Raw genomic sequence first — 23,287 nt, 5'->3', positions numbered from 1 at the left:
ATCCCACAAGCTGCGGCAACGCAGCTTAGGGATAGCCCTTTTTTCCATCCAGAGACATTGAGGAGGTTTGGCGAATACGTTTCGGCCAGATTGGAGGAATTACCTTCTCTGTGTCTTTAACGCCTGGCTCCCCCTTTTCCCCCTTACTCGGAGTTACTGCAAACAAGGTCAGCAATCCACCAATTGCCCCTACTGTAGCCATCAACGCAAACAAGACCCAATGCCCACTGCTTAGCAGCAACGATACCACCGGTGGCCCCAACGCTACCCCTATAAACCTCATACTACTATAAAGAGCGGTGATTGTGCCGCTGTTCTCCTTCTCAATCCCCTCCGTGATTAAAGCATCCATACAGGGAAGTACAATTCCGATTCCAACACAGCCTAAACCCATAAACCCTACTAAAAAATAAATGCCTTTGTTGAATCCCGCACAAATCATCGCCGCAGTCAGTAACACCATGCCCCCAAAGCCCAGCCATTTCATTAGCGTTTTATTCTGACCAATGATCTTTCCTGTTCCATAGGAGGACAGACATAAGAGGGCAAGCGGTATCGCCAGCACAAACCCCTTCGTCGCTCCGTGCATTTTATATTTAGTTTCCAGCATTTCTGATAAATAGAATTGGACACCAAAGGTCACAAACATACAGATGCCGCCTATGGCAAAAATAGCGTACAACCAACGTCCCTTTTTACGTAAAACGCTCACAATTCCAGATAAAAACGCCCGAAGTTCCTGTTTCTCAGGTTCATCCTTTGCTTCGGGTTTTCGGACCAGAAATAAGACTAACAAAAATGAAATTAGACATAGAATGGGAATTGCAATAAAAGGAGCAAACCAGAGCCATATCCCAAGATAGGCACCAAGAATTGGACTGAGTACTTTACCAAACGTATTGGAGGTCTCAATGATTCCCAGACTTTTGCTCACATCTTCTTCTTCCTTGAACAAATCGCCTACAAAGGGGATTACAATTGGAAAAGCACCCGCTGCACCAATTCCTTGCAACAGACGCCCCGCTAAGATCACCCAATAAGCGCTAACCCCCTTCATAAACCAAGCAGCCACCACGCAGACAGCACCACCAATTGCAGCAATGATTAAACTCGGAAGAATAACCTTCTTTCGCCCAAAACGGTCTGAGAGATAACCTGCAATAGGGATCATTACAATTGCCATCAATCCATACACGGTAATCAGCATACTGACTTGAAAAGCGCTAATGCCGAGTTCTTTGGAGATCTGCGGCAGAATAGGCAGCAGCATGGAGTTACCGAGGGTCATTATTAGTGGGATTGATGCTAAGGCAAGCAGATCCCATTTTCTTTCCTTCATGAACTGACCACCTTTGTCATTGTGTACAACATTCTTTATTGTGGTTTGTTCGCCCTTCTTTATTCATGAAAACAAAAAGACCGTCCCTCCGCTGCTGCGGAAAGGACGATCTTAAAATGAAGAAATCTATGCTTACAGCGACCCAGCGCTTAAAGATGCCACATTAGCGGACGGTATAAAATGGCTAGGTTCACCCAGACTAAAAATGTGCAGCAAGTGCATAGCCCGAGTGCACGCCGTATAAAACAATTTGCGTTCACTTTCTCTGCCATATTGATCAGCCGAGCCATCATAGATGACGACCGCATCAAACTCCACGCCTTTGGCTAAATAAGCAGGCAGAACCAGTGTCCCCTTCTGAAAATTCGGTGTTTCCTTTGTAACAAGTCTCACCGGCAGGCTACGATTCAGTTCAGCATGAACCCTTGCGCTTTCCTCCGCTGTTTTGCAGATGACCGCCACATAATGATATCCCTCAGAATGCAGCTTGCGGATATCCTGTTCCACAGCATTCAGAAGCTCCTTCTCGCTGGATACCACACTTATCTGGGGTTCTTCTCCCCGCCGATTAAAAGGTACGATTCGTTCTCCTCCAGGGATCATTGACCGCGTAAACTCCACGATCTCATAAGTTGAACGGTAGCTTTGGGTTAACGAGATCACTTCTGTGTTCTCTTCACCATATATACTTACGAGACTAGACAAATCCCCCAGTACCTCACCTTGCGCATAAATGGCCTGGTTCAGGTCCCCTAATACGGTCATTTTTGCTCTTGGAAATAAACGCCGCATGAACTCTAATTGGAATGGAGAATAGTCTTGTACCTCATCTACAATCACATGACGGATCAGTGTGTTGGTTCGGAAGCCTTGGCTTAACTCCTTCAGATAAAGGAATGGCGTAGCATCCTCATAAGCAAGCTCGTTCACTCCAATGGATTCCAATGTCTGCTCACAGATATCATCCCACACCTCTGGTAAAGGATAATCTCCATTGAGGCGCGCCATAAGCTCGCGATCTGTAAATAACGTGCTGTACAAGCCCTTAACGTCCACAAATCGACCCCGTTTAGTCCAACCACGCAGGGGTTTGAGCCGCTGGCTGACTACATAACGAGATAACACTTCTTTTTCCGTATCAAAATCATCAAAGCTATCCTGCGAAGCTTTCTTCTTCCGACGCAACATCTGATATGCACGGTGATAATCGCTGGAATCCAGCAGCTCGATCTGATCTTCGACCCACTTCGCATTTCTTTCCTCATGAGTAAAATCTGCAATTTTCTTAAGCAGCCAGCGGATCATCAAATCCACACGATTTGCAAGCTTTATGGCAGGATCGTACGCGTAGAACTGGCGTTCCATTTCTTCTTTACTGACCACTGCTTTCCCTTGAAACATTAAAGGCTTAAAAAGCATACCCTCCTGTTCCAACAACGTAGCATACCGCCGAATCACATCAAGGAAAGGGACGGACGATTTATAGGCAATGCCTTCTCTACGTATAGCAACCTCAGGACCCTCAGGAGCATTAAGTAAACTTTCGGTCTGACTAAAGACATCTTCCAGCAGGAATTCATGTCCAAGACGATGTTCTAAATACATTTGAAACGTTGTTTGCTGCATATTTTCTTCGCCTAGCTCCGGGAGCACTGTAGATACATAGCTGTTAAACAGCGGATTCGGTGAGAACAGCAGCATTTGATCTGCTGATAATACTTCACGGTATTTATATAGAAGATAAGCTACCCGCTGCAATGCAGCAGAGGTTTTTCCGCTTCCCGCTGCTCCTTGCACAACTAGCATCCGGCTTTTGTCGTTGCGGATTATCGCATTTTGCTCTTTTTGAATTGTAGCAACAATACTTTTCATTCGATCGTCAGCGCTATGACTTAGCACCTGCTGCAGCAGCTCATCCCCGATCGTAACCCCAGTGTCAAACATAACTTCAATTACACCGTCAGCAATAACAAACTGGCGTTTAAGATTCATTGTTCCGGAGACTAATCCTCCAGGTGTTTCATAAGCTGCAGGACCTGGTGCTCCGTCATAATACAGACTGGAGATAGGCGCACGCCAGTCATAGATCAAAAAGGTGCCATCATCCTCCATCAAAGATCCAATCCCTAGATAAATCTTTTCCAGCCCGCCCGTTGGTTCCTCTGTGAAATCAATTCGGCCAAAGTAAGGAGAGACAACCAGCTTTTTATATTTTTTCAGCGCCTTGCTTGATTGCAAATGATGACGTTCCCGTTCATTGAGGATTTGGGACTGTTGGCGAAGACTTGTTGAGGTTTCTCCCAAATCATCCGGGCTACTGAAGTTTACGGTTACCTCTTCCCAGAAGTCTTTCCGCATATCCACTACATCACTACGATGAAGTCCAAGCTCCTCTGATAAATTGCGAATATGGGCGGACAAAAGCTTGGTTACTCCGTCAACCCGTTCCTGTTCCTCTTTCCACTGACTTTCATTGTTATCCACTACATTTCATCCCCTTTTGGAAGGTTGACATTCCATTTGAATCATGATATGATAAATTTGCATATTTATGTTTTTAAATGCATACTTATTCGATATCTTATCATTTTAGCAATTTCAGTTTGAGATTTCAAGTATTCTCTTAAATAGATGATCCGGTCCCTGTGGAACCGGATTTTTTGCTGTTACAAAGCTTATATGTTGCTCTTCACAAGGTTATGTTTAGGCTTCATGCACAGATTCTTTATCCTCCGCTATACGATTCATCTGATCGGCCACTTTATCTAAGCGCTCCAATTGATATCCGTAATCATAAATTGCAGCAGCCACAACATATAAACGCAGCTGACCTATTTTCTCTGCATTATACCCCAAAATCGCGGTATTCAGGAATTCATCATTGTCTTCTCCCAAGGGTTCAGATTCATTGGCATTGGGCTTTAATTTGTCTTCAAACTTAAGTAAGATGTGCTGATGATATTTGATTAAATGTTCCAAATGATTATCAAATAGAGCATCTGTATGTTCGGTCCGATCCGCCTGGAAATAATGCCGATCTACGGCCTCGAGAACATCGTAACCTTTTTGCAAAGAAGCTAACAGGTTCTTATACACAACCATTTGTCTTGTCTGGCTATACTTGGCCCGTTTTAACTGCTTCTGCTCCTCCTCAAACAATGCATACTTATCAGCCAACGATTTTATGGATGAATGCAAAGCATTTTTTTCATCACGAAATACACTTTCCTTCATCTCATGAGAAACCGCTGTTCTCAGCAATAAAGAGAGGCTTGAAAAAACATTCTCAATTTGCTTAATGTATTGCTTACGAGGTTTTGGAGGAACGACAATAATATTGATTAGAAATGCAGATACAATACCTGTCAAAGTTAATAAAAAACGATTAAGTGCGAATTGCCATTCACCCGAAGCCTCCATCACTGTTATTACAGTAACTAACGTAAGACTTATCGTATCCGCCCGGTTGATTTTCATACTGATCATAATGACTAGAATACAGACCAAACCGACTGCTATTGGGCTGTTGGATAACAGCATCCCTCCGAGTAAAGCCAGAACGGCCCCCATTGTACTAGTCGTGAGCTGGTCAAGAAAATAACGCCAAGAGCGATAAATAGAGGGCTGCATAGCGAAAATCGCCGCAATCCCTGCACCCACGGCAGAAGGAAATTGAAGCATTACAGCTAAATACAGGGCTAGCGTAACGGCCAAACCTGTTTTAAATATGCGAGCTCCTAAAGCCAAACCTATCCCTCCTAAAAATTAGCCCACGCTACAATATGAACATCAGCGAACCCTCGTACTTCTAATTACCCCAGCCTGGAGTTGATGAATTTTAAGAACATTTAAGCTCTCACTCATGTTTCTTTCAGCTTTCAGGGAATACTAATTCGAGTAGTGCCTATCACATAACATACGAGGTGAGTGAATGAATAACAATATCAAAAGATTAATGACTTTCACGACCGTTATTTTTCTCAGCCTGTCTCCAGCTCTTGCGCCAATCGGAAGTGCTTCTGCTGAGAAAGTAACCCCTACAGCCACCGCACCTGGTGCCCATCCTTCAGAGAAAGGTCACGGTCACCATCCAGGAAAAGACGGAAAGGTTAGGGCTGGTGGACATTTCATTATTTTTGAAACGGCTAAACTGCTGGAAATGGATCGTACAGAGCTAATCAATAGCCTGAAAGCAGGCAAAACGCTCCCGCAACTTGCTCTTGAGAAAAAAGGCTGGACGGAAGATCAATATATTCAGAAGCTCTGCGAATCGGCAAACCAACGGCTGGATCAAGCCATCACCGAAGGACGTCTGACAAAAGATGAAGCCCAAAAGCTTAAAGCAGGACTTCCTGCGATGCTGAAGCAAAGAATAAGCAAAATGGGGCAATTCCAGGATCGCAAAACATCTGAACAACATGTGACGACTCCTTAAACAATCCTCTTACACATAAAGACGGATATCTTCATGCGTTATGAAAGATATCCGTTTTTGTATCTATCCTACTTCTTACGCGAGCTCTTGTAGATTTGAAATAAACAAATGGACAACATCAGCCAAGCGCCACTAGCCATATATCCCCCAATTACGTCACTCGGGTAATGAACACCCAGATAGATACGGCTCCAGCCAATCCCCACGGTCATGAATACGGCGAACATTATTAATAAGACCCGTTCATGCCTCCGCCGCAGATGACGCCACAATAAAAAGGCAATAACGCCGTACAGAGAGAATGCTGCCATTGAGTGCCCGCTCGGAAAACTATAACCAATCTCTTCAACAATGCGATGTAAATTCGGACGTTCTCTGTGAAAACATAACTTCATTATTGTATTCAAGAGCTGTGAGCCTAATCCAACCCACAGGAACAAGATTAATTCAAATCGGTGTTTCAGCAAAAAATAGAGCAGTGCCATGGTAACGATAGATAGGCCAATAGCGATCTTAGAGGAACCAATCAGAGATAAACCTTTGGCGAATGAGGTCAACCCCGGTGATTCCGCTGATTGTACCCCATCAATAATATAGTTATCAAAGGTTGATACCTTATTCATACTTACAAGGACAGCTATAACGGCGAAACAAGCAGCAAACCCTAAAAAAAAGTGAAAAGCTCTAGACCAGTTCTGATAATAAAGCATAAATACCTCCATGTCTATTCAGGTGACTGTTGATCTCATTTCCAGTGAGGGACTAACCCATGTTATAATTATTGAGAGAAAAAAATTCACAGAAGATGGAGTGCTGCCAAAGTGGAGAGTTTAAAATTGCAAGAACGATTGTTGAACCAGTTCATTTCCACAAAGGTGCCTGTGACGATTTTTACGACGAATGGTGTGAAAATGCAAGGGCTCGTAACCTCGTACGATGCTTTCACAATCACTTTACAAGGTCAAGGTGATGGCAGGCAAAATGTACTATTCAAATCTGCAGTATCCACTATTGTACCTCTTAAGCCCGTTTCGCTCAAATAGTCTACTCCCTCATTCACCTCATCAACCAGATAATCACAGGCTTTTATTTTCAAAAAAAGGGAACACCGGACTTTATATCCGGTGTTCCCTTTAGCATTTCCCAAGATCACTGATTCACTCTTCAAATGGAGTAACTTTATACAGGAACATTTACGGGCTTCACACATACCGGTTTGGATACTTCAGCTGTATTTCCAGTAAATTCGAGTCGGCCACTTGCCGCTTCTATTGAAAATACAACCAGGTTATTCGCATCACGATTTGCCACGATAAGATAAGCTCCATCTGGTGTCAATGCGAAGTGACGTGGATGTCCCCCACGAGTAGATACATATTCCAGATGTGTAAGCTTAGCAGATGCATTATCCACAGCATACACAGCGATATTATCAGCCCCACGGTTTGAAGCGTACAGATATTTTCCGTCCTTGGAAATGGCGATTTCAGCGCAAGTATTCTCTTCGTTAAAATCATCAGGCAGCGTCGGCACTGTATCTACAGTATGCAGAGTGCCTGCGGCACTGTCATATGTAAACGATGTAATGGTGGAATCCACCTCGTTAATTACATAAGCAGACTTTCCGTCTGGATGAAAAGTGAAGTGGCGTGGTCCCGCTCCTGGATGCAGCGCCGTATCACCATGCACTTCTAGCTTGTTGGTTTCTCTATTGATTCTATAGGCACGAATTAAATCAAGCCCAAGATCCGATACAAACACATACTGCCCGTCCGGACTGAAAATAGCGGAATGGGGATGAGGGCGGTCCTGCCGTTCAGGATGCTGGCCATGACCTGAATGTACGGCCACATCAACTAATTGATCCGCAGCTTTCTCTTCATTTAATTTGATCAAACCAACGCTTCCACCATGATAACTACATACAACAACGTATTCATCATTCAAATCTCTATTGATATGGCAGGTGGTTGTTTGACGGTTGCCAGAAGCAGGCATGGAGGGAATGCGTTTCAGTTCACTCAATTTCCCGTCTTTTGGATCAATGGCAAAGGTAACAACCTCGCCTTCTTTTCCACCCTCACCATTCGGTTTTTCTCCTATAGCATATAGACGTTTTTCAGCGGTATCTACATTAACAAAGGTAGGATTAGTTAAGCCCTGCACCGAATCCAGCAGCTTTAGCGTACCACCTGCAGCTCCATCGAATTCAAACACCTGCACTCCGCTTTCCGCGGCACTTGCATAAGAACCTGTAAATAGCAATAACTTATTCTGCTCATTCATCTCTATATTCCTCCTCAAAAGTATTGCTACTTCACACTCATTAGATGTGATCATCTATATAATCTACAATTTTTAAACGTTAATTACAAACGATAAAGTTAGAAATGTACGAAACAATTCAAAAATGGGTCTTTCCAACGATTAACTGTTGTGATATAATGAAAGCGCTAACATTAGTCTTTTATTCCGTATAAAGGGGGAACATGAATGAGTAGCATCCTGCTGGAAGCCAGAAATGTGTACGAGGACTTCGAGGTGGAAACAGACATTCTGTTCTTTAAGGTCGGGGACCATGATTTGGTCATTTTTCACGGCAGAAACTATAACATAAAAAAGAGAATGACTGCCGAGCAATTAAATCGATTGTTGTCCAATTCAAGTTATTATCATGTGTACGGTGGCTGTTATGTCAACCTGAACAAGATCAGCTCTATCGCAGATGACTGCATTTATTTCGGTGAAATGGGCCTGTATGCTAAAAACGTACGTGTCCCAAGACGAAAACAAGAAAGCATTCGTCATCTTCTGAAAGGACTGAAGTAGACATCTTATTCCCATTAGCCGGAAGGGCATGTTACTGATGCCATTTCCGGCTTTTTGCTTTTTATTAATAGAAACTTAAAAAGATCCTGCCTTTTTTTATACTTTCTTAAGGTTTAGGATTAGGATTTCTGTTAAAGTTGTAAATAGACAAGCAACACCTATATTGAAGGGAGTCATTACTAATAATGGACAAAAAAGATCTGAATGGAAATGAGAACTTAGAAAACAACGGTACCACGGAAGAAGAATTGAACACTTCCGAGATTATCAATGAAGAGGTTGAAGTAGCGCAAGTTGCTGCTGAGGAACCTGTGAATACAACAAAAGCAGACAGTATTCCAGTAATGAACAAAGTCGGTGCGAACAACGCTACGCCACCTACACCTCCGACTGCTCCTAGAAGCAATAAAGCTTGGATGATTGCCTCTATCGTATTAGCTGCAGCACTAATCATTGTTCTGGTCGTCCAAAAAGACGACAGCAAAAAAGCTGTTGCAACAGTAAACGGAACAAAAATCACAAAAGAACAACTTTATGATAAATTGATCGAAGCAGGCGGAGAAAGCACGCTGCAATCTATGATTACAACTGAGCTTGTTGATCAAGAGGCTAAAAAAGCTAACGTAACTGTTACAGATGAAGACATCAACACTGAACTTGAAGATCTTAAAGCACAATTCGGCGGAGAAGCTGCCTTTAATGCTGCTTTGTCCCAAAGCTCAATGACTGTAGACGACTTGAAAAAGCAAATGCCGCTGCAAGTAAAGCTGCGTAAAATCCTTGAGCCACAAGTCACTGTAACGGATGATGAAATCAAAGAATACTATGACACAAATAAAGCTACTTTCAGTGAAGAAGAACAAGTTCGCGCTTCCCACATTCTCGTTGAGACTAAAGAAGAAGCAGATGCAATTCTGAAACAACTGAAAGAAGGCGCAGATTTCGCTACTCTTGCCAAGGAAAAATCCTCTGATACGGGTTCCAAGGATAATGGCGGAGATCTAGACTTCTTCAAACGTGGCGATATGGTAGCTGAATTCTCTGATGTAGCCTTTAAGCTAAAAGTTGGTGAAACCAGTGATGCTGTCAAATCCGATTATGGTTATCACATCATTAAAGTAACCGACCATAAAGATGCTAAAGACTATACACTGGAAGAAAAGAAAGATGAAATTCGTAAAACACTAGTTTCGCAAAAGGTTTCCACTCTGTCCTCCACTTGGATGTCAGAAACAACTGAAAAAGCAAAAATCACGAACACACTTACTGACGCTAAAGAAGATGCAGCTGCAACAGCTGAGCCAACTGCAAGCGCAGCAGCAGGAAATGAATCCACTAAATAATTGTGCCCGTCAAAAAGCAGGACAAGCGTTAATAAACGCTGTCCTGCTTTTTTTCATTTCTATGTTCAGGCCTTTGATTAAACCTTAATGGCCTTTTTTACGGATTTGTTTATCGTGGTTCTCCCCCCACTCTTTCGCCTGCGCTGTGGCAATTGAAATCGCCCGCCCCTCCTCATAACCATCTTCGAGGAGCGCATTCGCAATATCGATTGCCTTATTGCGAACAGGTGCTGTGAAGTTCTTCAATGATTCTGGATAATCCTCTTTGTTCCATGGCATACCAAAAACCTCCTTAACCAGTCTATATACATACTTAGCCTGGTTAAGGAGGTTTCAAACGCTTATTTCACTTATTTAAAGACTTTAACACGATCTTCAATCGGTTGGAATTGTTTCTCACCAGCAGGAGTAACTGTTTTACCAAATGGCAATTGAGCAATCAATTTCCATTCTTGAGGGATGCCCCATGCTTCTTTTACTTCATCATCAATCAGTGGATTATAGTGCTGCAAGGATGCACCTACACCTGCTTCAGAAAGTGCTGTCCATACTACAAATTGCAGAATACCAGAGGATTGGTTAGCCCAAATTGGGAAGTTCTCAGCATATAGAGCGAAGTTCTCTTGCAGGCTCTTCACTACCGTTTGATCTTCGAAGAATAGTACGGAACCGTAACCTGCTTTGAAAGACGCTAATTTTTGCGCTGTTCCTTCAAATTGTTCGGCAGGAACGATTTTACGCAATGTTTCTGTAGTGATATCCCATAGTTTATCGTGTTGTTCTCCAAGAAGAACAACGGCTCTTGAGCTTTGGGAGTTGAAAGAAGTTGGGCTATGTAGCACCGCTTGTTCAACGATTTCTACAATTTGTGCATCCGAAATCGTAGATTCTTTACTAAGGGCATATATGGAACGTCTTCCTTTTACTGCTTCAAAGAAATTGTTAGACATAAAATAACTACCTCCATTAATTTTAGTAACTTACTTTTGTATATCTTAGCACCTTTTTTCTGAAAACACAACAGTTATTCACAACTTATTTTGTCGGATATATTCGTTGCCAACTCTTATTGTCGCATTTATGGGCTTAATTATGCACTTGATCTATTAATCATTAATCACTTCAGGCGGGCTAGAAACTGCCCTCTTCCTTTTCCGATATACACCACGAGCTAAAATGCGCTACAATAGTGCAGCAAATGTATAGAAGGAAGGTTATAATCATGAAATTCCCAAGCGAGAAAGCCCTTGTTCGGCATAGAAAATCAGCCTTAATCTCATTATTGCTGCTCCTTTCAATGAGCTTGGCTCTAACTAGCTGTAAAGACACAAATTCGTCTAATTTAACCTCAACAGCACAAGATCCGAATGATCTTCACCCCCTCACTTTCTGGGTGGCAACGGACACTCACTTCTTAGATAAGAAGCTACAAGATGGCGGTACAGCTTTTCAAAAATATGTAACTGGCGGTGATGGAAAAATGCTGCCTTACAGTGATGAAATCCTTGAAACCTTGGTTTATGACGCTGAGCAGCAGAAGCCTGATTTTCTCATCCTGAGTGGAGATTTAACAAATAACGGAGAACGCAGCAGCCATCAGGAGCTAACCCAAAAATTAAAGCGAATCGAAGCACAAGGAACCTCTGTTTATGTCATTCCAGGCAACCACGATTTATTTAATCCTTGGGCCAGATCCTTCAGCGGGGATAAGCAGCTTGTTACGGATTCCATTACAGACAAAGACTTTACCAAGATGTATGAGGATTTCGGTTACAAAGAAGCTGTATCACGTGATAAAGAATCACTAAGTTACATCGTTAAGGCAGCGCCAAATTTATGGCTCCTTATGATTGACAGCAGCCAATATCATAACAATCAGAAATACGGTTTCCCCCAAACGGACGGACGCCTGACCGCCTCTACCCTATCATGGATAGATAATTCTGTTAAACTGGCTGCCAAGGAGCATGCTTCTGTTCTCACGGTTATGCACCACAATCTACTAAGCCACACCTCTATGTCTGTTTCAGGCTTTAAGCTTAACAACAGTCAGGAAACAATAAAGGTACTTCGTGAAAATGAACTTAATTTAGTCTTGTCAGGCCATATCCATATGCAGGACATCCGGGTAGACCCGGTAACTTCTTCGGAAGAAACGCCAATTTATGATATAGCAACAAGTGCAATGGCTGTCTATCCACATCAATACGGAGCGATGACCTTCGATCCCCTGAGCAGAACCGTCAATTATGAAGCAACGCCCTTAAATGTAGAGGGATGGGCTAAAGCTAATGGCAATACAGATCAGAATCTTTTAAACTTCAAGACCTATGCTGAGGATACTTTTGCTACAAACTCTTATAACAAAGCTATGGATGGTTTAAAGGAGAGTTCCTTTACGCAGTCTGAAAAGGCATCGATGGCAGAGGTAATGGCCAAGCTAAATGTAAGATATTTCGCGGGGACAGCCGGCAGCTCCTCAGAAGATATTAAAGCGATGCCAGGCTACAAGCTTTGGGAAGGCCTACAAGAAGGCTTCTTAGGTGGATACATCCAAAGTATGACAGAGGACAAAGAACTTAGTAATATAGCTTTAGAGGTGGTATTAACGAAGCAATAACTGGATTATGTATTCATATGAAAAACCCAGCCTCCACCTGCATTTATGCGTCAGATGGAAGCTGGGTTTATTGTGTTAATTAATCGTTAAGATACAACTATTTCCGTACAATAGTAATCCAACCATCTTCATCTACCGACACAGTAGCATGAAGCGCTTCAGCAAGCAGACGCAAGGATACATATGCATCGCCATACTCGTCAACAAATACAGGTTGGGCAAGCTTTACAGCCGTGCCGTTAATCAAGGCTTCGGAAGAACCGATTTTGAATACCAGTTTATCTCCGTACACACCATCAGTAACGTTAATTGCACGATTGGCCGTATCCCATTCTACAGTAGCATCTAAATCTTCTGCCAAATAACGCAGTGGGATATAAGTAGTGTTCTTGTCTACAATCGGGTAATAATATTCGTCATCAGGTTCGATAACAATGGTTCTCTTCGTAATGCCCAGATCATCCTTCAATATACGATATACATCAGAATCTGGGGCAAAGTTTCTCAAAGTCTCTCCAGGTGTAAGTCCGGAAGAAATATCAAGTGCACCTTCAGTGCTGATTGGATCAGCGGTTACAGCACCGCCAATGTTCCAAATCTGACTGGAAGCTTTAAGCGAGAGGCTCTTCAATGGGAAATCCTCGGTACCCGGAAGCGCCACTTTCAGATCAACATTCTGTTTACGCACATGCAGAGCACTATCAACGAAAATATCAACAGATAACTTCGTATCCTTACTCAACACGGTCTTCATCTCAGGAGTTGATTTGTAAAGACTGTCCACTTGATTGTCATATACTAGCAGCAATGCATCAACAGCCAATTTGGCAGCATCATGCAATACAGTTACGACAGCTTCTTTATCATCCAGTGGAATATCTCCGAATCCCAGATTGAAAATATCGCCAGAACCGTCTTCATCCATAGCTTTGATCACAGGGTACAGATAGTCGTAAAGACCACCCACCAATTCAGTAAAACCTTCTGTGTCTTTGGAAACAGACTTCAGGAAGCCTTTTAACAATGCAGGAAGCTCATCACCAGTCACTTCTGCATGCAGCTTCGTCATGTTCAACTGCTCACCATACACAGCATCACTAACCGGTGTAATGTTGATTACGCCAGGATTTGGAAGATTCTTAACAACGAATTTCGTCAACAGCTTACTGACATCTTCAGCTTTTGCCGTATCCAAGCCTACTTCACCTAAGATTTCATCGTATCCTTGTACAGGGAAGTAGAACGGTTGTTTTGCTCCTTCAACTGTAAAAGCAAGTGTTTGTTTGTCCATAAACAAGGTGAATGGAATATTCAATTGTTTATAACCAACAGTTCCTTGGGCCGATAAACTCCCATTATCTTGTAACTTAGCTTTACTAATATTCAAGGAAAAAGAATTAATAAGATCAACCATTTCCTTATCTTCCGCGCTAATTCCCTCTATGGGCTCAGCATTCATGGAAAAAGTCATACTGGATTCTGATGATTTAACATCAACATCCCCAATCAACGCCTTATTAACATCGAACCCCCCTACCGACTGACAGCCGGCAAGAACTAGCATCAGTGCGACAAAAGGCAAAAACCACTTCAATTTCGCTTTAACTCTACTCATAGCATGTCTCCTTCATCTTATTTTGTGAAATCAATCCATTATCTCAGCTAAGGTAAGTTTTGTAAATCAAAGTTCCTTTTATTGTAAAATGTTTAGATATTCAACAAACTTCGCCATTCGATCTGAGCCCAATCCTTGTAAATTACAGCCTTAACTATCGCCAACATCAGTAAATGTGCAGGATAAAATGACCACCACATCCAGCGCGGAACCCGGTGCCGCTCCAAGCGATCCCAAATTAAAGGCGTAAAAGCAATCAGCAAGGTAGGTAAAATACTGAGCATCTGTACAACCCAATAATTATAAAACATATAGAAAAGATTCAGTGCCAGATGGGCTCCAACAAGCCAGTACGATTTCGTATAACGAAAAATCAATACTAAGAGCAAACCGTACGCATTATAATCTATAGGGTAATAATCCATTAACACTATAGCAGCAATTACCACAGGTATACCAAGCCATAGTGAAGGCAGCTTGTCCAAAATTACCAGTACGATTGCTGACAGCAATAACGTAAACACCACGTTCCAGCCACCAGAATTTAGCGCTAGATTATAGGGAATCTGGGCAATAATCGCAATCAAGAGCAACCGAAATAAATATTTAGGTCTGGATGAAGTATGGATATGTCCCTGAACAAGCCCATAACAATAAATCGGAAAAGCTATTCTCCCTACATATCTCCAAGCAAGATTCTCCGGGAAAAAGATATAGCCAATATGGTCGATTAGCATCGTCAGCATGGCAATAATCTGCATTACAATCCCCCTTAAGCATGTTGAAATATAAATTCGCCAAGTCCATCCTCATTTCCTTTACCAATAAGCAAATGAAGACCGCGGAGAAACGATCATCCGATTTCTGTGCACCTCCCCCCTTGACTTTATCGAATACTATTGAGTAATATTAACTAGCAACAGAATATGGCAATGATCAAAGACATGATTTCCTACACGAACTGTCCAGAGAGAGAAGTCCAGGCTGCAAGCTTCTCCAGTTACCGGTTGTGAAGTTACCCCTTTGTAGCCGTGGCGCTGAATCCGTAGAACTTTGTTTTTTCGGTAGTATGCGGCACCGATTTATCCCCGATATCGGATACCAATGAGGTCCTGTCTATATGACAGGTCGAATTAGGGTGGAACCACGAGCTGAACGCACTCGTCCCTTTCTGGGAGAGATGCGTTTTTTTGCGTTCACAACTAACAATATTTGAGAAATGGAGGCTAAAATCATGAAGATCAAGGTAACACTGCAAGATGGAACAATTAGAGAGGTACTGCAAGGAACAACGATTAAAGAAGCAGCAGGTGCCATAAGTACCAGTCTGAAAAAAAATGCTGTAGCTGGAAAAATTGATGGAAAATCTGTTGATCTAAACCAAGCGATCGAACATGATTGCCGGCTCGATATTGTTACGTTGGATAGCAAAGACGGTCTTGAGGTTTATAGACACAGTACTGCACATATCATGGCGCAGGCCATAAAACGTATATATGGAGATAAAGCTGTCCAGCTAGGCATAGGTCCTGTTATCGAAGACGGCTTCTACTATGACATTGATATTGAGAAACCTCTATCCACTGATGATCTTGCTGCAATCGAACAAGAAATGGCGAAAATCATCCAAGAGAATCACCAGATTGTCCGCCGTGTGGTGAGCCGCGCAGAGGCCATTAAACTTTTTGAAGAGCTGAATGAGCCTTTAAAGCTGGAGCTTATTCATGATCTGCCGGAAGACACAGTATTAACTATTTATGATCAAGGTGAATTCTCCGATCTTTGCCGTGGGCCACATCTTCCCTCTACTGGCTTGGTCAAAGCCTTTAAGCTGTTGAATGTAGCGGGTGCCTACTGGCGTGGAGATTCCAATAACAAAATGCTGCAACGTATTTATGGAACTGCCTTTCCTAAAAAAGCGCAGTTAGAGGAACATTTACTGTTTCTTGAAGAAGCTAAAAAACGTGACCACCGTAAGCTTGGCAAAGAACTTGAGTTGTTCATGTTCTCTGAAGAAGCTCCAGGCATGCCCTTCTATCTTCCCAAGGGAATGACAATCCGTACAGAGCTTGAGAACTTTGCCCGGGAATTACAAAGACAGAGAGATTACGATGAAGTTCGTACACCGCTGATGATGAACAATCGGCTTTGGGAGCAGTCAGGACACTGGGATCACTACAAGGACAATATGTATTTCACAGATGTAGATGAAACAAAATTTGCCCTTAAGCCGATGAACTGCCCTGGGCATATGCTAATTTTCAAAAATAATCTGCATTCCTACCGGGAACTGCCTATCCGTATCTCGGAATTCGGTCAAGTGCATCGCCATGAATATTCTGGAGCACTGAACGGGATGATGAGAGTCCGCACTTTCTGCCAGGATGATGCTCACCTCTTCGTTTTGCCAGAGCAAATTGAGGATGAAATAAGACGGGTAATCTCACTGATTGACCATATTTATCAAGTGTTCGGCTTTGAGTATAAGATTGAATTATCAACTCGGCCGGCAGATTATATGGGATCTGAAGAATTATGGGATCAGGCTGAACAATCTTTACAAAATGTATTAGACAATCTCGGGATCGAATATCGTGTGAATGAAGGGGATGGCGCGTTCTATGGACCTAAGATTGATTTCCATATCTTAGATGCGCTAAAACGTAGCTGGCAATGTGGAACAATCCAACTAGATTGGCAAATGCCAGAGAAATTCGATCTTACTTACATCGGGGAAGATAATCTTAAACATCGCCCGGTCGTAATCCATCGCGCTGTTTATGGGTCGATCGATCGTTTTATGGGGATTATTACTGAACATTTCGCTGGGGCTTTCCCACTGTGGCTCGCACCTGTTCATGCGAAGTTATTGCCAGTCTCTGAGAACTATGTTGACTATGCACTGCAAGTGAAGCATCACATGGAGAAGGCTGGCATTCGTGTCGAAGTAGATATCCGAAATGAGAAGTTAGGCTACAAAATTCGTGAAGCTCAGCTTGAAAAAGCACCTTACATGCTTGTACTTGGAGAGAACGAAAAAAATTCCGACACTGTCTCTGTAAGAAAACGTGGTGAAGGTGATCTTGGTTCGAAGAGTATCCAAGACATCATTGAACAGATTAATGAAGAGATTATTAGTAAGAGATAAATTTAAGGGGCTGTCTAATCGTAGAAAAACTACGTTTGAGACAGCCCCTTCTTTATAACCTATTCATATTCACATGAACTCTATTTTACGTACAGGCGGCTGCTCTCTTCCCAATATTCGCCTGGTTTCAGGCTGAACAAGCCGATTTCATCAGCAGGAAGATCTACCATTGGCGCATTCACCAAGTTAATTTGTGGCTCAGGGCAGAAGAACTGTTCTGTAGCACCATTATTCCAGATCATCCATTGTTTGTACGAAGTCCCTACATCGTACACCAAGGTTACTCCAGCTTTGCTATCGGTAAGCTCCATCCGGTTGCGTCCGTTCTGAGGTACAGCCGTGTAGTGATTGTCCATCGATGCAAAATATGGATTCACACCTTCTTCACGAAGCTGAACTTCTCCTGGCTCCAACGCCTGGAATTTGCCTGTTGGCAGCATGCGGTCGTTGAGCTCCCAGCGCTCGCCAATAGTAGCTTTTACGCGGTAATCTTGTGCACTGCTTCCTGGTGCGAAAGGTGCGTTAATGGCAGTGTGGAATGCCAGCAAACAAGGCATCACATCTTCTCCATCATTGTGCACCAACACCTGTTGAGATAATCCTCCTTCGCCGAGGGTATAACGCAATTTGATCGTATACTTATGTGGCAAATACTGATAAGAAGGATGATTCTCATCCACCTTGATGAATACGGTTACGAAGCTTTCAGTCTTACCGCTGCCAAATTCTTCGACTTCCCAAGCTGCAGTATGTAAAAATCCGTGTAAATGGTTGCCCGTTGCAACTTCATTTACTGGGAATTGATAAGTTTGACCATTCCATGGAAATTTACCATCCTCATAACGATTTGGAGGAAATAATACAGGAATTCCGTGAATCCCCGGACTTGCCTTAAAGGCTTCCATCTCTTCAGCTCCAGGCTCATGCAGGAAGCGATATCCGTTTTCGGTATCACGGAAACAGATCAGGTTGCCGCCAATGCCTGGCAGAATAGCTGCCTCATAACGACCGGCTTTCAACCAGATAGCTGCTTCTCCTTCATATTGTCCTTCATACGCTGTGATTGACATAATATATTGTTCTCCCTTCCAGTGTCTGATAATTGTCTCCACTTGATAGATTACCACATCTAGTCATGAGGTGACATGCTCTTTTTACAATTGCTCCACTTCTACGCTCATTACATGTTCAATTTTCTTCACATCGTAATAGATTTCTGTTGCGTAATCCCGATCCGGTGCTGAGATCACCATATCGATCATTTGTCTGCCATCTTCCAAATCTTTAATTTTCATTCTTCGAATCGCTCGGGATGGACCTCTAGTACTACGCTGCGAGCTGACCTGAGGCCGCTCGATTTTTTGGATCACTTCTGTAAGCACAAAATTAGCTTCCATAATGATCCTCACTGAAACTTCATGTTTATTCAGTACTTCTGGTCCTAGCGAACGGATTAAATGAGGAACTAAATTCACAGCAAACATCAGCAGAATAACCGCATATGCTGCCTCAATATAGAATCCCGCACCCACAGCTATACCAATTCCAGAAGCTGTCCAGATGAGTGCTGCCGAAGTAAGGCCCGAAATGGCATCTCCGCCTCTACGCAGAATAACACCCGCACCCAAAAAACCAATCCCGCTGACAATCTGAGCCGCAAGCCGCATTGGGTCCATGTTTGGATGCTCTGGTCCTGCGAACTTATCAAAGGCATGGATAGACACCACTGTGACAAGACAGCTCGCAATGCTTATGACCATACTGGTCCGTATCCCCAGCGGTTTCTGCTTGATCTGTCGGTCAATCCCGATGAACAGCCCGAACAGCATGGCCACTAGTAACTTCATTAATGATTCCAATTGAAAATCCATATCGCAATCTCCTTTCTCCAGAGATACTCCATTATAACGGAAATTGGAGATAATGATTAGCTTTATTTTACAACAAAAAACGGCATAGCCATCCTCACCGCAGATGCTCTTTCGACCCGTGTGGTCCGGCATAGCGACGAGGATGGAATCCGTTATGAGAGGCCAAGATTATGTTGAAAAATTAACCATGCAGAAGCGACTCTGCACCGTCACAATAAATTTCCGTCCCCGTAATATGATCTGAATCTTCAGACGCCAGAAACAGCGCCAGCTTCGCTACTTGATCAGGTCGCCCCGGACCTTCTTCGAGCGGTTGATCTCCCTCAGGAAATTCTACTGGGATTTTCACTTCTTTCAGATCCTCTGATGGAAAAGTGTTGTCATCTATATTGGTCTTTATAGCCCCAGGACAGATCGCATTTACGCGGATTTGAAATTGAGCCAGTTCCAGTGCCGCCATTTTCATAAAAGCAACCTGTCCTGCCTTTGTCGTACTGTAAGCAGAAAAACCAACATTAGAAAATACACGATTTCCGTTAATGGAGCTGTTGATCAGGATGCTGCCTCCGCTTTCTTTTAGATGCGGTATCGCATATTTAACAGTCGCGAAGGTTCCACGCAGGTTAATATGAATGGTCTGATCCCAAGCTTCAATATCCATCGTTTCAATAGGCGTCATCGCCCCATTAATCCCTGCGTTGGCAAAAACAACATCAAGACGACCCCATTTCGCGGCCGCCTTATTTATCGCCGCTTCCACTTGTGGTGGTTCAGCAACATCACATTCGATAACTAGGGCTTCTCCGCCCTCTTTCTCCACTTGCTGTCTAACCTTTTCAGCGTTCTCCACAGTTCTGTCCAATAATACAACTTTGGCTCCGTTACGTGCGAACTCAAGCACGGTTGCCCGGCCAATTCCTGAGCCGCCTCCGGTTACAACTGCAACCTTACCTACAAGCTTTTTATCTGCCATATCGTTATATCCTCCTTCTAATCATGCAAGTCTTCCAGTTAAGTTCTTTCCTTAACCTTAACCTTGCATACAGAAGTTGAACCGACAGATATTTACTTTTCCTTTAGGATTATTATTCTCCCTGACGAAAATGAATGATGAGATCGTTTAATCCAACTTCCCGAATCCCTTCCACTATAAGCTCAGCTAGAAGACGAGCCCCTAAAATTTGAAAATGGGTATTATCCTGCACCCCACCTGGATGCGCAATAAATTCTCCTGGATAGCTCCACATGAATAAATCTTTTGAGCCCTCTGAGCCATAAGCTGCAAAGAGCTTGCGGCTCTTCTCGGCTAAATCAATCAGTGGAACCTGCTCGGTATCTGCGAGTTCCCGCATGGCGATTAAATAATCTCCATGCGTGTCTACAATTGCTTCTTCACTATCAAATCTTCGCCGATGTACAGAGCTCACAAGAACCGGATAGGCCCCCGCTTCTCGGGCGACTGTAATCAACCGGAGCAAATGTTCTTTATATGTAGTAAAGGGATCGGTATGTCTTAAATCATCAGTTTTGGAATCATTATGTCCAAACTGGATGAACAGATAATCTCTGGGTCTGATATCTGCGGCAATGCCCTCCAAATGCCCTTCCTCAATAAAACTCTTGGAACTGCGTCCAGAAAGTGCTCGATTATCTACAGCTATTCCGGCTTTGAAGCAGCGTGGCAGCAGTTGGCCCCACCCCGCATAGGGGTAACCTTCTTCCCCTTGATCGGTCACCGTGGAATCTCCTGCCAGAAATAAGACTAGCGCTTCATTGTCCATCTGAATGTCCAAGGCGTTAATACGCGGTGCCGCACCCGAGAACGATAGCTTTAGCTGCCCATCCTTAACCCTAATTGCAAAGGATTCGCGCAAATATTGGCCCGCAGGCACATTTAGCGTGTCCAATACGAACTTGCCTTCTCCAGCTTTGATAAATGTGCTGGTATCTGCCAGAGCATCACCCAACAGCATCGTAACACGGTAGATCCCATTCGGGAGATCCAGAAGAAAAACTGCTTTCTGTGGGATGCAGCAATCGCTTCGCAGTATATCTGTTCCCCCTCTGAAACGACCAAAGACGGAGGAATCAGAAGTGAAACCATACCCTATTCCCTTAGAATAAGATGTGTCCGGCCGAATTTTGGTGTAGCCAGGCTCAGCTTCCTTAATCCCAAAATCAAAACGATAGCTATCCAAATTCAGCCGCACCTTTCTTAATTAGAGATTTAAAACATTTATATTCGTTTGCTGAAATCAACCTTTCAAACCACTGGTGCTGATTCCTTCTACAATCTGCTTTTGGAAGATAAAGAAGATAATCATGACTGGTGCCAAACTTAGAACAGACATGGCGAACATTGGACCCCAGTTGGATACGGACTCACTGTCCAGGAACATTTTAAGCCCCATCGAAACTGTATATTTAGAAGGTGAGTTCAAGTACAATACCGGTCCAAGCAGGTCTTCCCAGCGCCAATAGAAGGAGAAGATCGCCGCAGTAGCCATAGAAGGACGAATAAGTGGAAGTATAATTCTGAAATAAAGTCCAAATTTCCCACAACCATCGATGGTAGCCGCTTCATCAAGTTCAACAGGAATGGTCCGAATAAACTGCAGCATTAGGAAAATGAAAAACGGGACACCGAAGAACTGTGGAACAACGATCGGTTTGATACTGTCGAGCCATTCCAATTTGGCATAGATAATGTATTGAGGGACGAGCACCACATCGGAAGGAAGCATCAGGGTCATCATCATGATTCCGAACCATAAGCCATGGCCTACAAATTTATTGCGGGCAAAACCGAAGGCAACCAGTGAAGATGAAATGACTGCGCCCAGTGTTGCGACAATAACAATTACAAAAGAGTTCTTGATGAAGACACCAAAGGAGTAACCTGCAATACCTTCCCAGCCTTTAGCATAGTTCCCCCATTCCCATGGATCAGGTATAAGGTGCTGCGCTGTAACAAACACAAGCCGGCTCTCTTTAAAAGAACTCATGATCATCCACAGAATCGGATACAGCATAACGATAGCGAGGCCACCTATAAGGATGTGATAAAGCGGCCATTTCAGTTTAATTTTCGCCATGGATTATTTTCCTCCTTCCGACTCGTAGAAGACCCACGATTTGGATGTCTTGAACAAGATTCCGGTCATGATGCCGACAAGCAACAACATTACCCAAGCCATAGCCGAAGCATAACCCATATTATTAAACATAAAGGCCTGACGGAATAAATAGAGAGAATACAACATAGTGCCGTCCATAGGTCCGCCTTCACCTTTAGAGATAATATAAGCTGGAACAAAGGTCATGAATGCGCTGATCGTCTGCATAACTAGATTAAACAGAATCACTGAACTTAAGAGTGGCATAGTAATCTTGAAGAACTTTCTGAAGAATCCGGCTCCATCCACACTAGCTGCCTCATACATTTCACCAGGAATATTTTTAAGACCTGCAAGAAAGATCAACATGGATGAGCCAAACTGCCACACAGATAGAGTTATCAACATGATAAGCGCAGCATTCGGATTGCCAAACCAACTTACCGGTCCAATTCCGAAAAAGCCAAGCATGCCGTTAATAATTCCTGTATCACTAAAAATATTACGCCACATGATGGAGACCGCCACACTACCCCCTATAATAGAAGGTAAATAATAAGTTGTCCGATAGGCTCCTACCATACGTGATTTCGTATTTAGAATCATGGCCACAAATAATGCGAAGGTTAGACGTAAAGGCACACCGATAAATACGTAAAGCAGCGTTACCTTTAGTGAATGCAAATATTTCGGGTCATTTGAGAACATTTTGATGTAATTATCAAATCCAATCCACTTAGGTGGAGCGAATAAATTGTATTTGGTAAAAGAAAGATACAGCGAAATGATCATCGGGATCAGTGTGAAGCAAAGGAAGCCAATGACGAACGGACTGATGAAGGCATATCCTGTAAGGTTGCTTCGTAACCGCCGGCCGGTGAGGTTCTTTTTCTTAACAGCCAATGGATTCGAAGGTAGGGGATTCGTTAATGCCAAGGGTCTCCAACTCCTTTTTATGTGAATAATATGGG

Annotated in this window: 21 protein-coding genes; 6 read left to right on the top strand and 15 right to left on the bottom strand. The window is 43.2% G+C overall.

The window, feature by feature from the left end; all coding sequences use genetic code 11:
• Positions 1-25: 25 nt before the first annotated feature.
• The 3 genes from NST25_RS12510 to NST25_RS12500 form a co-directional block, all read right to left on the bottom strand.
• Positions 26-1,339 carry an MFS transporter gene (locus NST25_RS12510; RefSeq protein ID WP_081383235.1) on the bottom strand — a complete coding sequence of 438 codons (1,314 nt, stop codon included), beginning with the start codon at positions 1,337-1,339 and terminating at the stop codon, positions 26-28.
• A 132-nt stretch (positions 1,340-1,471) separates the two neighbouring features.
• Positions 1,472-3,823: an RNA polymerase recycling motor HelD gene (helD, locus tag NST25_RS12505; protein ID WP_076308123.1), complete on the bottom strand. Its 2,352-nt coding sequence runs from the start codon at positions 3,821-3,823 to the stop codon at positions 1,472-1,474.
• A 219-nt stretch (positions 3,824-4,042) separates the two neighbouring features.
• Positions 4,043-5,086 carry an aromatic acid exporter family protein gene (locus tag NST25_RS12500; protein ID WP_076125912.1) on the bottom strand — a complete coding sequence of 348 codons (1,044 nt, stop codon included), beginning with the start codon at positions 5,084-5,086 and terminating at the stop codon, positions 4,043-4,045.
• 184 nt (positions 5,087-5,270) lie between these two features.
• Between NST25_RS12500 and NST25_RS12495 the strand changes: the two genes are divergently transcribed.
• Positions 5,271-5,774 carry a hypothetical protein gene (locus tag NST25_RS12495; protein ID WP_076183438.1) on the top strand — a complete coding sequence of 168 codons (504 nt, stop codon included), beginning with the start codon at positions 5,271-5,273 and terminating at the stop codon, positions 5,772-5,774.
• Between the two features lie 68 nt (positions 5,775-5,842).
• Here the strand turns inward: NST25_RS12495 and NST25_RS12490 are convergent, their stop codons facing one another.
• Positions 5,843-6,484: a phosphatase PAP2 family protein gene (locus tag NST25_RS12490; protein ID WP_340394092.1), complete on the bottom strand. Its 642-nt coding sequence runs from the start codon at positions 6,482-6,484 to the stop codon at positions 5,843-5,845.
• 111 nt (positions 6,485-6,595) lie between these two features.
• Here NST25_RS12490 and hfq point away from each other — a divergent pair, with 111 nt between their 5' ends.
• Complete coding sequence (gene hfq / locus NST25_RS12485; RefSeq protein ID WP_036686247.1) at positions 6,596-6,817, top strand: RNA chaperone Hfq; 222 nt, start codon at positions 6,596-6,598, stop codon at positions 6,815-6,817.
• 136 nt (positions 6,818-6,953) lie between these two features.
• Here the strand turns inward: hfq and NST25_RS12480 are convergent, their stop codons facing one another.
• Entirely contained in the window at positions 6,954-8,060 is a 1,107-nt protein-coding gene (locus NST25_RS12480) for a lactonase family protein (protein WP_076217722.1), read from the bottom strand.
• A 207-nt stretch (positions 8,061-8,267) separates the two neighbouring features.
• Between NST25_RS12480 and NST25_RS12475 the strand changes: the two genes are divergently transcribed.
• Both NST25_RS12475 and NST25_RS12470 read left to right on the top strand, forming a co-directional pair.
• Complete coding sequence (locus NST25_RS12475; RefSeq protein ID WP_036686243.1) at positions 8,268-8,603, top strand: hypothetical protein; 336 nt, start codon at positions 8,268-8,270, stop codon at positions 8,601-8,603.
• 185 nt (positions 8,604-8,788) lie between these two features.
• Entirely contained in the window at positions 8,789-9,946 is a 1,158-nt protein-coding gene (locus NST25_RS12470) for a peptidylprolyl isomerase (RefSeq protein ID WP_076125905.1), read from the top strand.
• Positions 9,947-10,030: 84 nt separating this feature from the next.
• On the opposite strand, the gene NST25_RS12465 is transcribed toward NST25_RS12470, so the two are convergent.
• Both NST25_RS12465 and NST25_RS12460 read right to left on the bottom strand, forming a co-directional pair.
• On the bottom strand, positions 10,031-10,225 hold the full coding sequence (locus NST25_RS12465) for a hypothetical protein (protein ID WP_036686240.1): 195 nt from the start codon (positions 10,223-10,225) through the stop codon (positions 10,031-10,033).
• A 71-nt stretch (positions 10,226-10,296) separates the two neighbouring features.
• On the bottom strand, positions 10,297-10,896 hold the full coding sequence (locus tag NST25_RS12460; protein WP_076125903.1) for a nitroreductase family protein: 600 nt from the start codon (positions 10,894-10,896) through the stop codon (positions 10,297-10,299).
• A 272-nt stretch (positions 10,897-11,168) separates the two neighbouring features.
• On the opposite strand from NST25_RS12460, the gene NST25_RS12455 reads away from it, so the two are divergent.
• Positions 11,169-12,566, top strand: a complete 1,398-nt coding sequence (locus tag NST25_RS12455; protein WP_076189892.1) for a metallophosphoesterase — start codon at positions 11,169-11,171, stop codon at positions 12,564-12,566.
• A 97-nt stretch (positions 12,567-12,663) separates the two neighbouring features.
• On the opposite strand, the gene NST25_RS12450 is transcribed toward NST25_RS12455, so the two are convergent.
• Entirely contained in the window at positions 12,664-14,181 is a 1,518-nt protein-coding gene (locus NST25_RS12450; RefSeq protein WP_076125900.1) for a copper amine oxidase N-terminal domain-containing protein, read from the bottom strand.
• A 92-nt stretch (positions 14,182-14,273) separates the two neighbouring features.
• The gene (locus NST25_RS12445) at positions 14,274-14,942 is read right to left on the bottom strand and encodes a TraX family protein (RefSeq protein ID WP_076125898.1); all 669 of its coding nucleotides are present in this window, start codon (positions 14,940-14,942) and stop codon (positions 14,274-14,276) included.
• A gap of 473 nt (positions 14,943-15,415) precedes the next feature.
• Between NST25_RS12445 and thrS the strand changes: the two genes are divergently transcribed.
• Positions 15,416-17,329, top strand: coding sequence for a threonine--tRNA ligase (gene thrS, locus NST25_RS12440; RefSeq protein WP_076125897.1), 1,914 nt, complete (start codon positions 15,416-15,418; stop codon positions 17,327-17,329).
• Positions 17,330-17,409: 80 nt separating this feature from the next.
• Here the strand turns inward: thrS and NST25_RS12435 are convergent, their stop codons facing one another.
• From NST25_RS12435 to NST25_RS12410, 6 genes are all read right to left on the bottom strand, one after another.
• Positions 17,410-18,399, bottom strand: a complete 990-nt coding sequence (locus NST25_RS12435) for an aldose 1-epimerase (RefSeq protein WP_076183424.1) — start codon at positions 18,397-18,399, stop codon at positions 17,410-17,412.
• An 84-nt stretch (positions 18,400-18,483) separates the two neighbouring features.
• Positions 18,484-19,200 (bottom strand): MgtC/SapB family protein, encoded by a 717-nt coding sequence (locus tag NST25_RS12430; protein ID WP_036686231.1) that lies wholly within the window; start codon positions 19,198-19,200, stop codon positions 18,484-18,486.
• 181 nt (positions 19,201-19,381) lie between these two features.
• Entirely contained in the window at positions 19,382-20,173 is a 792-nt protein-coding gene (locus tag NST25_RS12425) for an SDR family NAD(P)-dependent oxidoreductase (protein ID WP_076105002.1), read from the bottom strand.
• Positions 20,174-20,285: 112 nt separating this feature from the next.
• Positions 20,286-21,398 (bottom strand): rhamnogalacturonan acetylesterase, encoded by a 1,113-nt coding sequence (locus NST25_RS12420; RefSeq protein WP_340394090.1) that lies wholly within the window; start codon positions 21,396-21,398, stop codon positions 20,286-20,288.
• 57 nt (positions 21,399-21,455) lie between these two features.
• A complete protein-coding gene (locus tag NST25_RS12415; protein WP_038570347.1) occupies positions 21,456-22,295 on the bottom strand; it encodes a carbohydrate ABC transporter permease in 840 nt (279 codons plus the stop codon).
• A gap of 3 nt (positions 22,296-22,298) precedes the next feature.
• Positions 22,299-23,219 (bottom strand): sugar ABC transporter permease, encoded by a 921-nt coding sequence (locus NST25_RS12410; protein ID WP_076105030.1) that lies wholly within the window; start codon positions 23,217-23,219, stop codon positions 22,299-22,301.
• Between the last annotated feature and the right edge of the window lie 68 nt (positions 23,220-23,287).

Source organism: Paenibacillus sp. FSL E2-0190, from assembly GCF_037992965.1.
GTDB classification, from domain to species: Bacteria; Bacillota; Bacilli; order Paenibacillales; family Paenibacillaceae; genus Paenibacillus_AQ; species Paenibacillus_AQ odorifer.
Note: the sequence above shows the minus strand (reverse complement) of the source record. Positions and strands in the feature narration are given on the sequence as shown.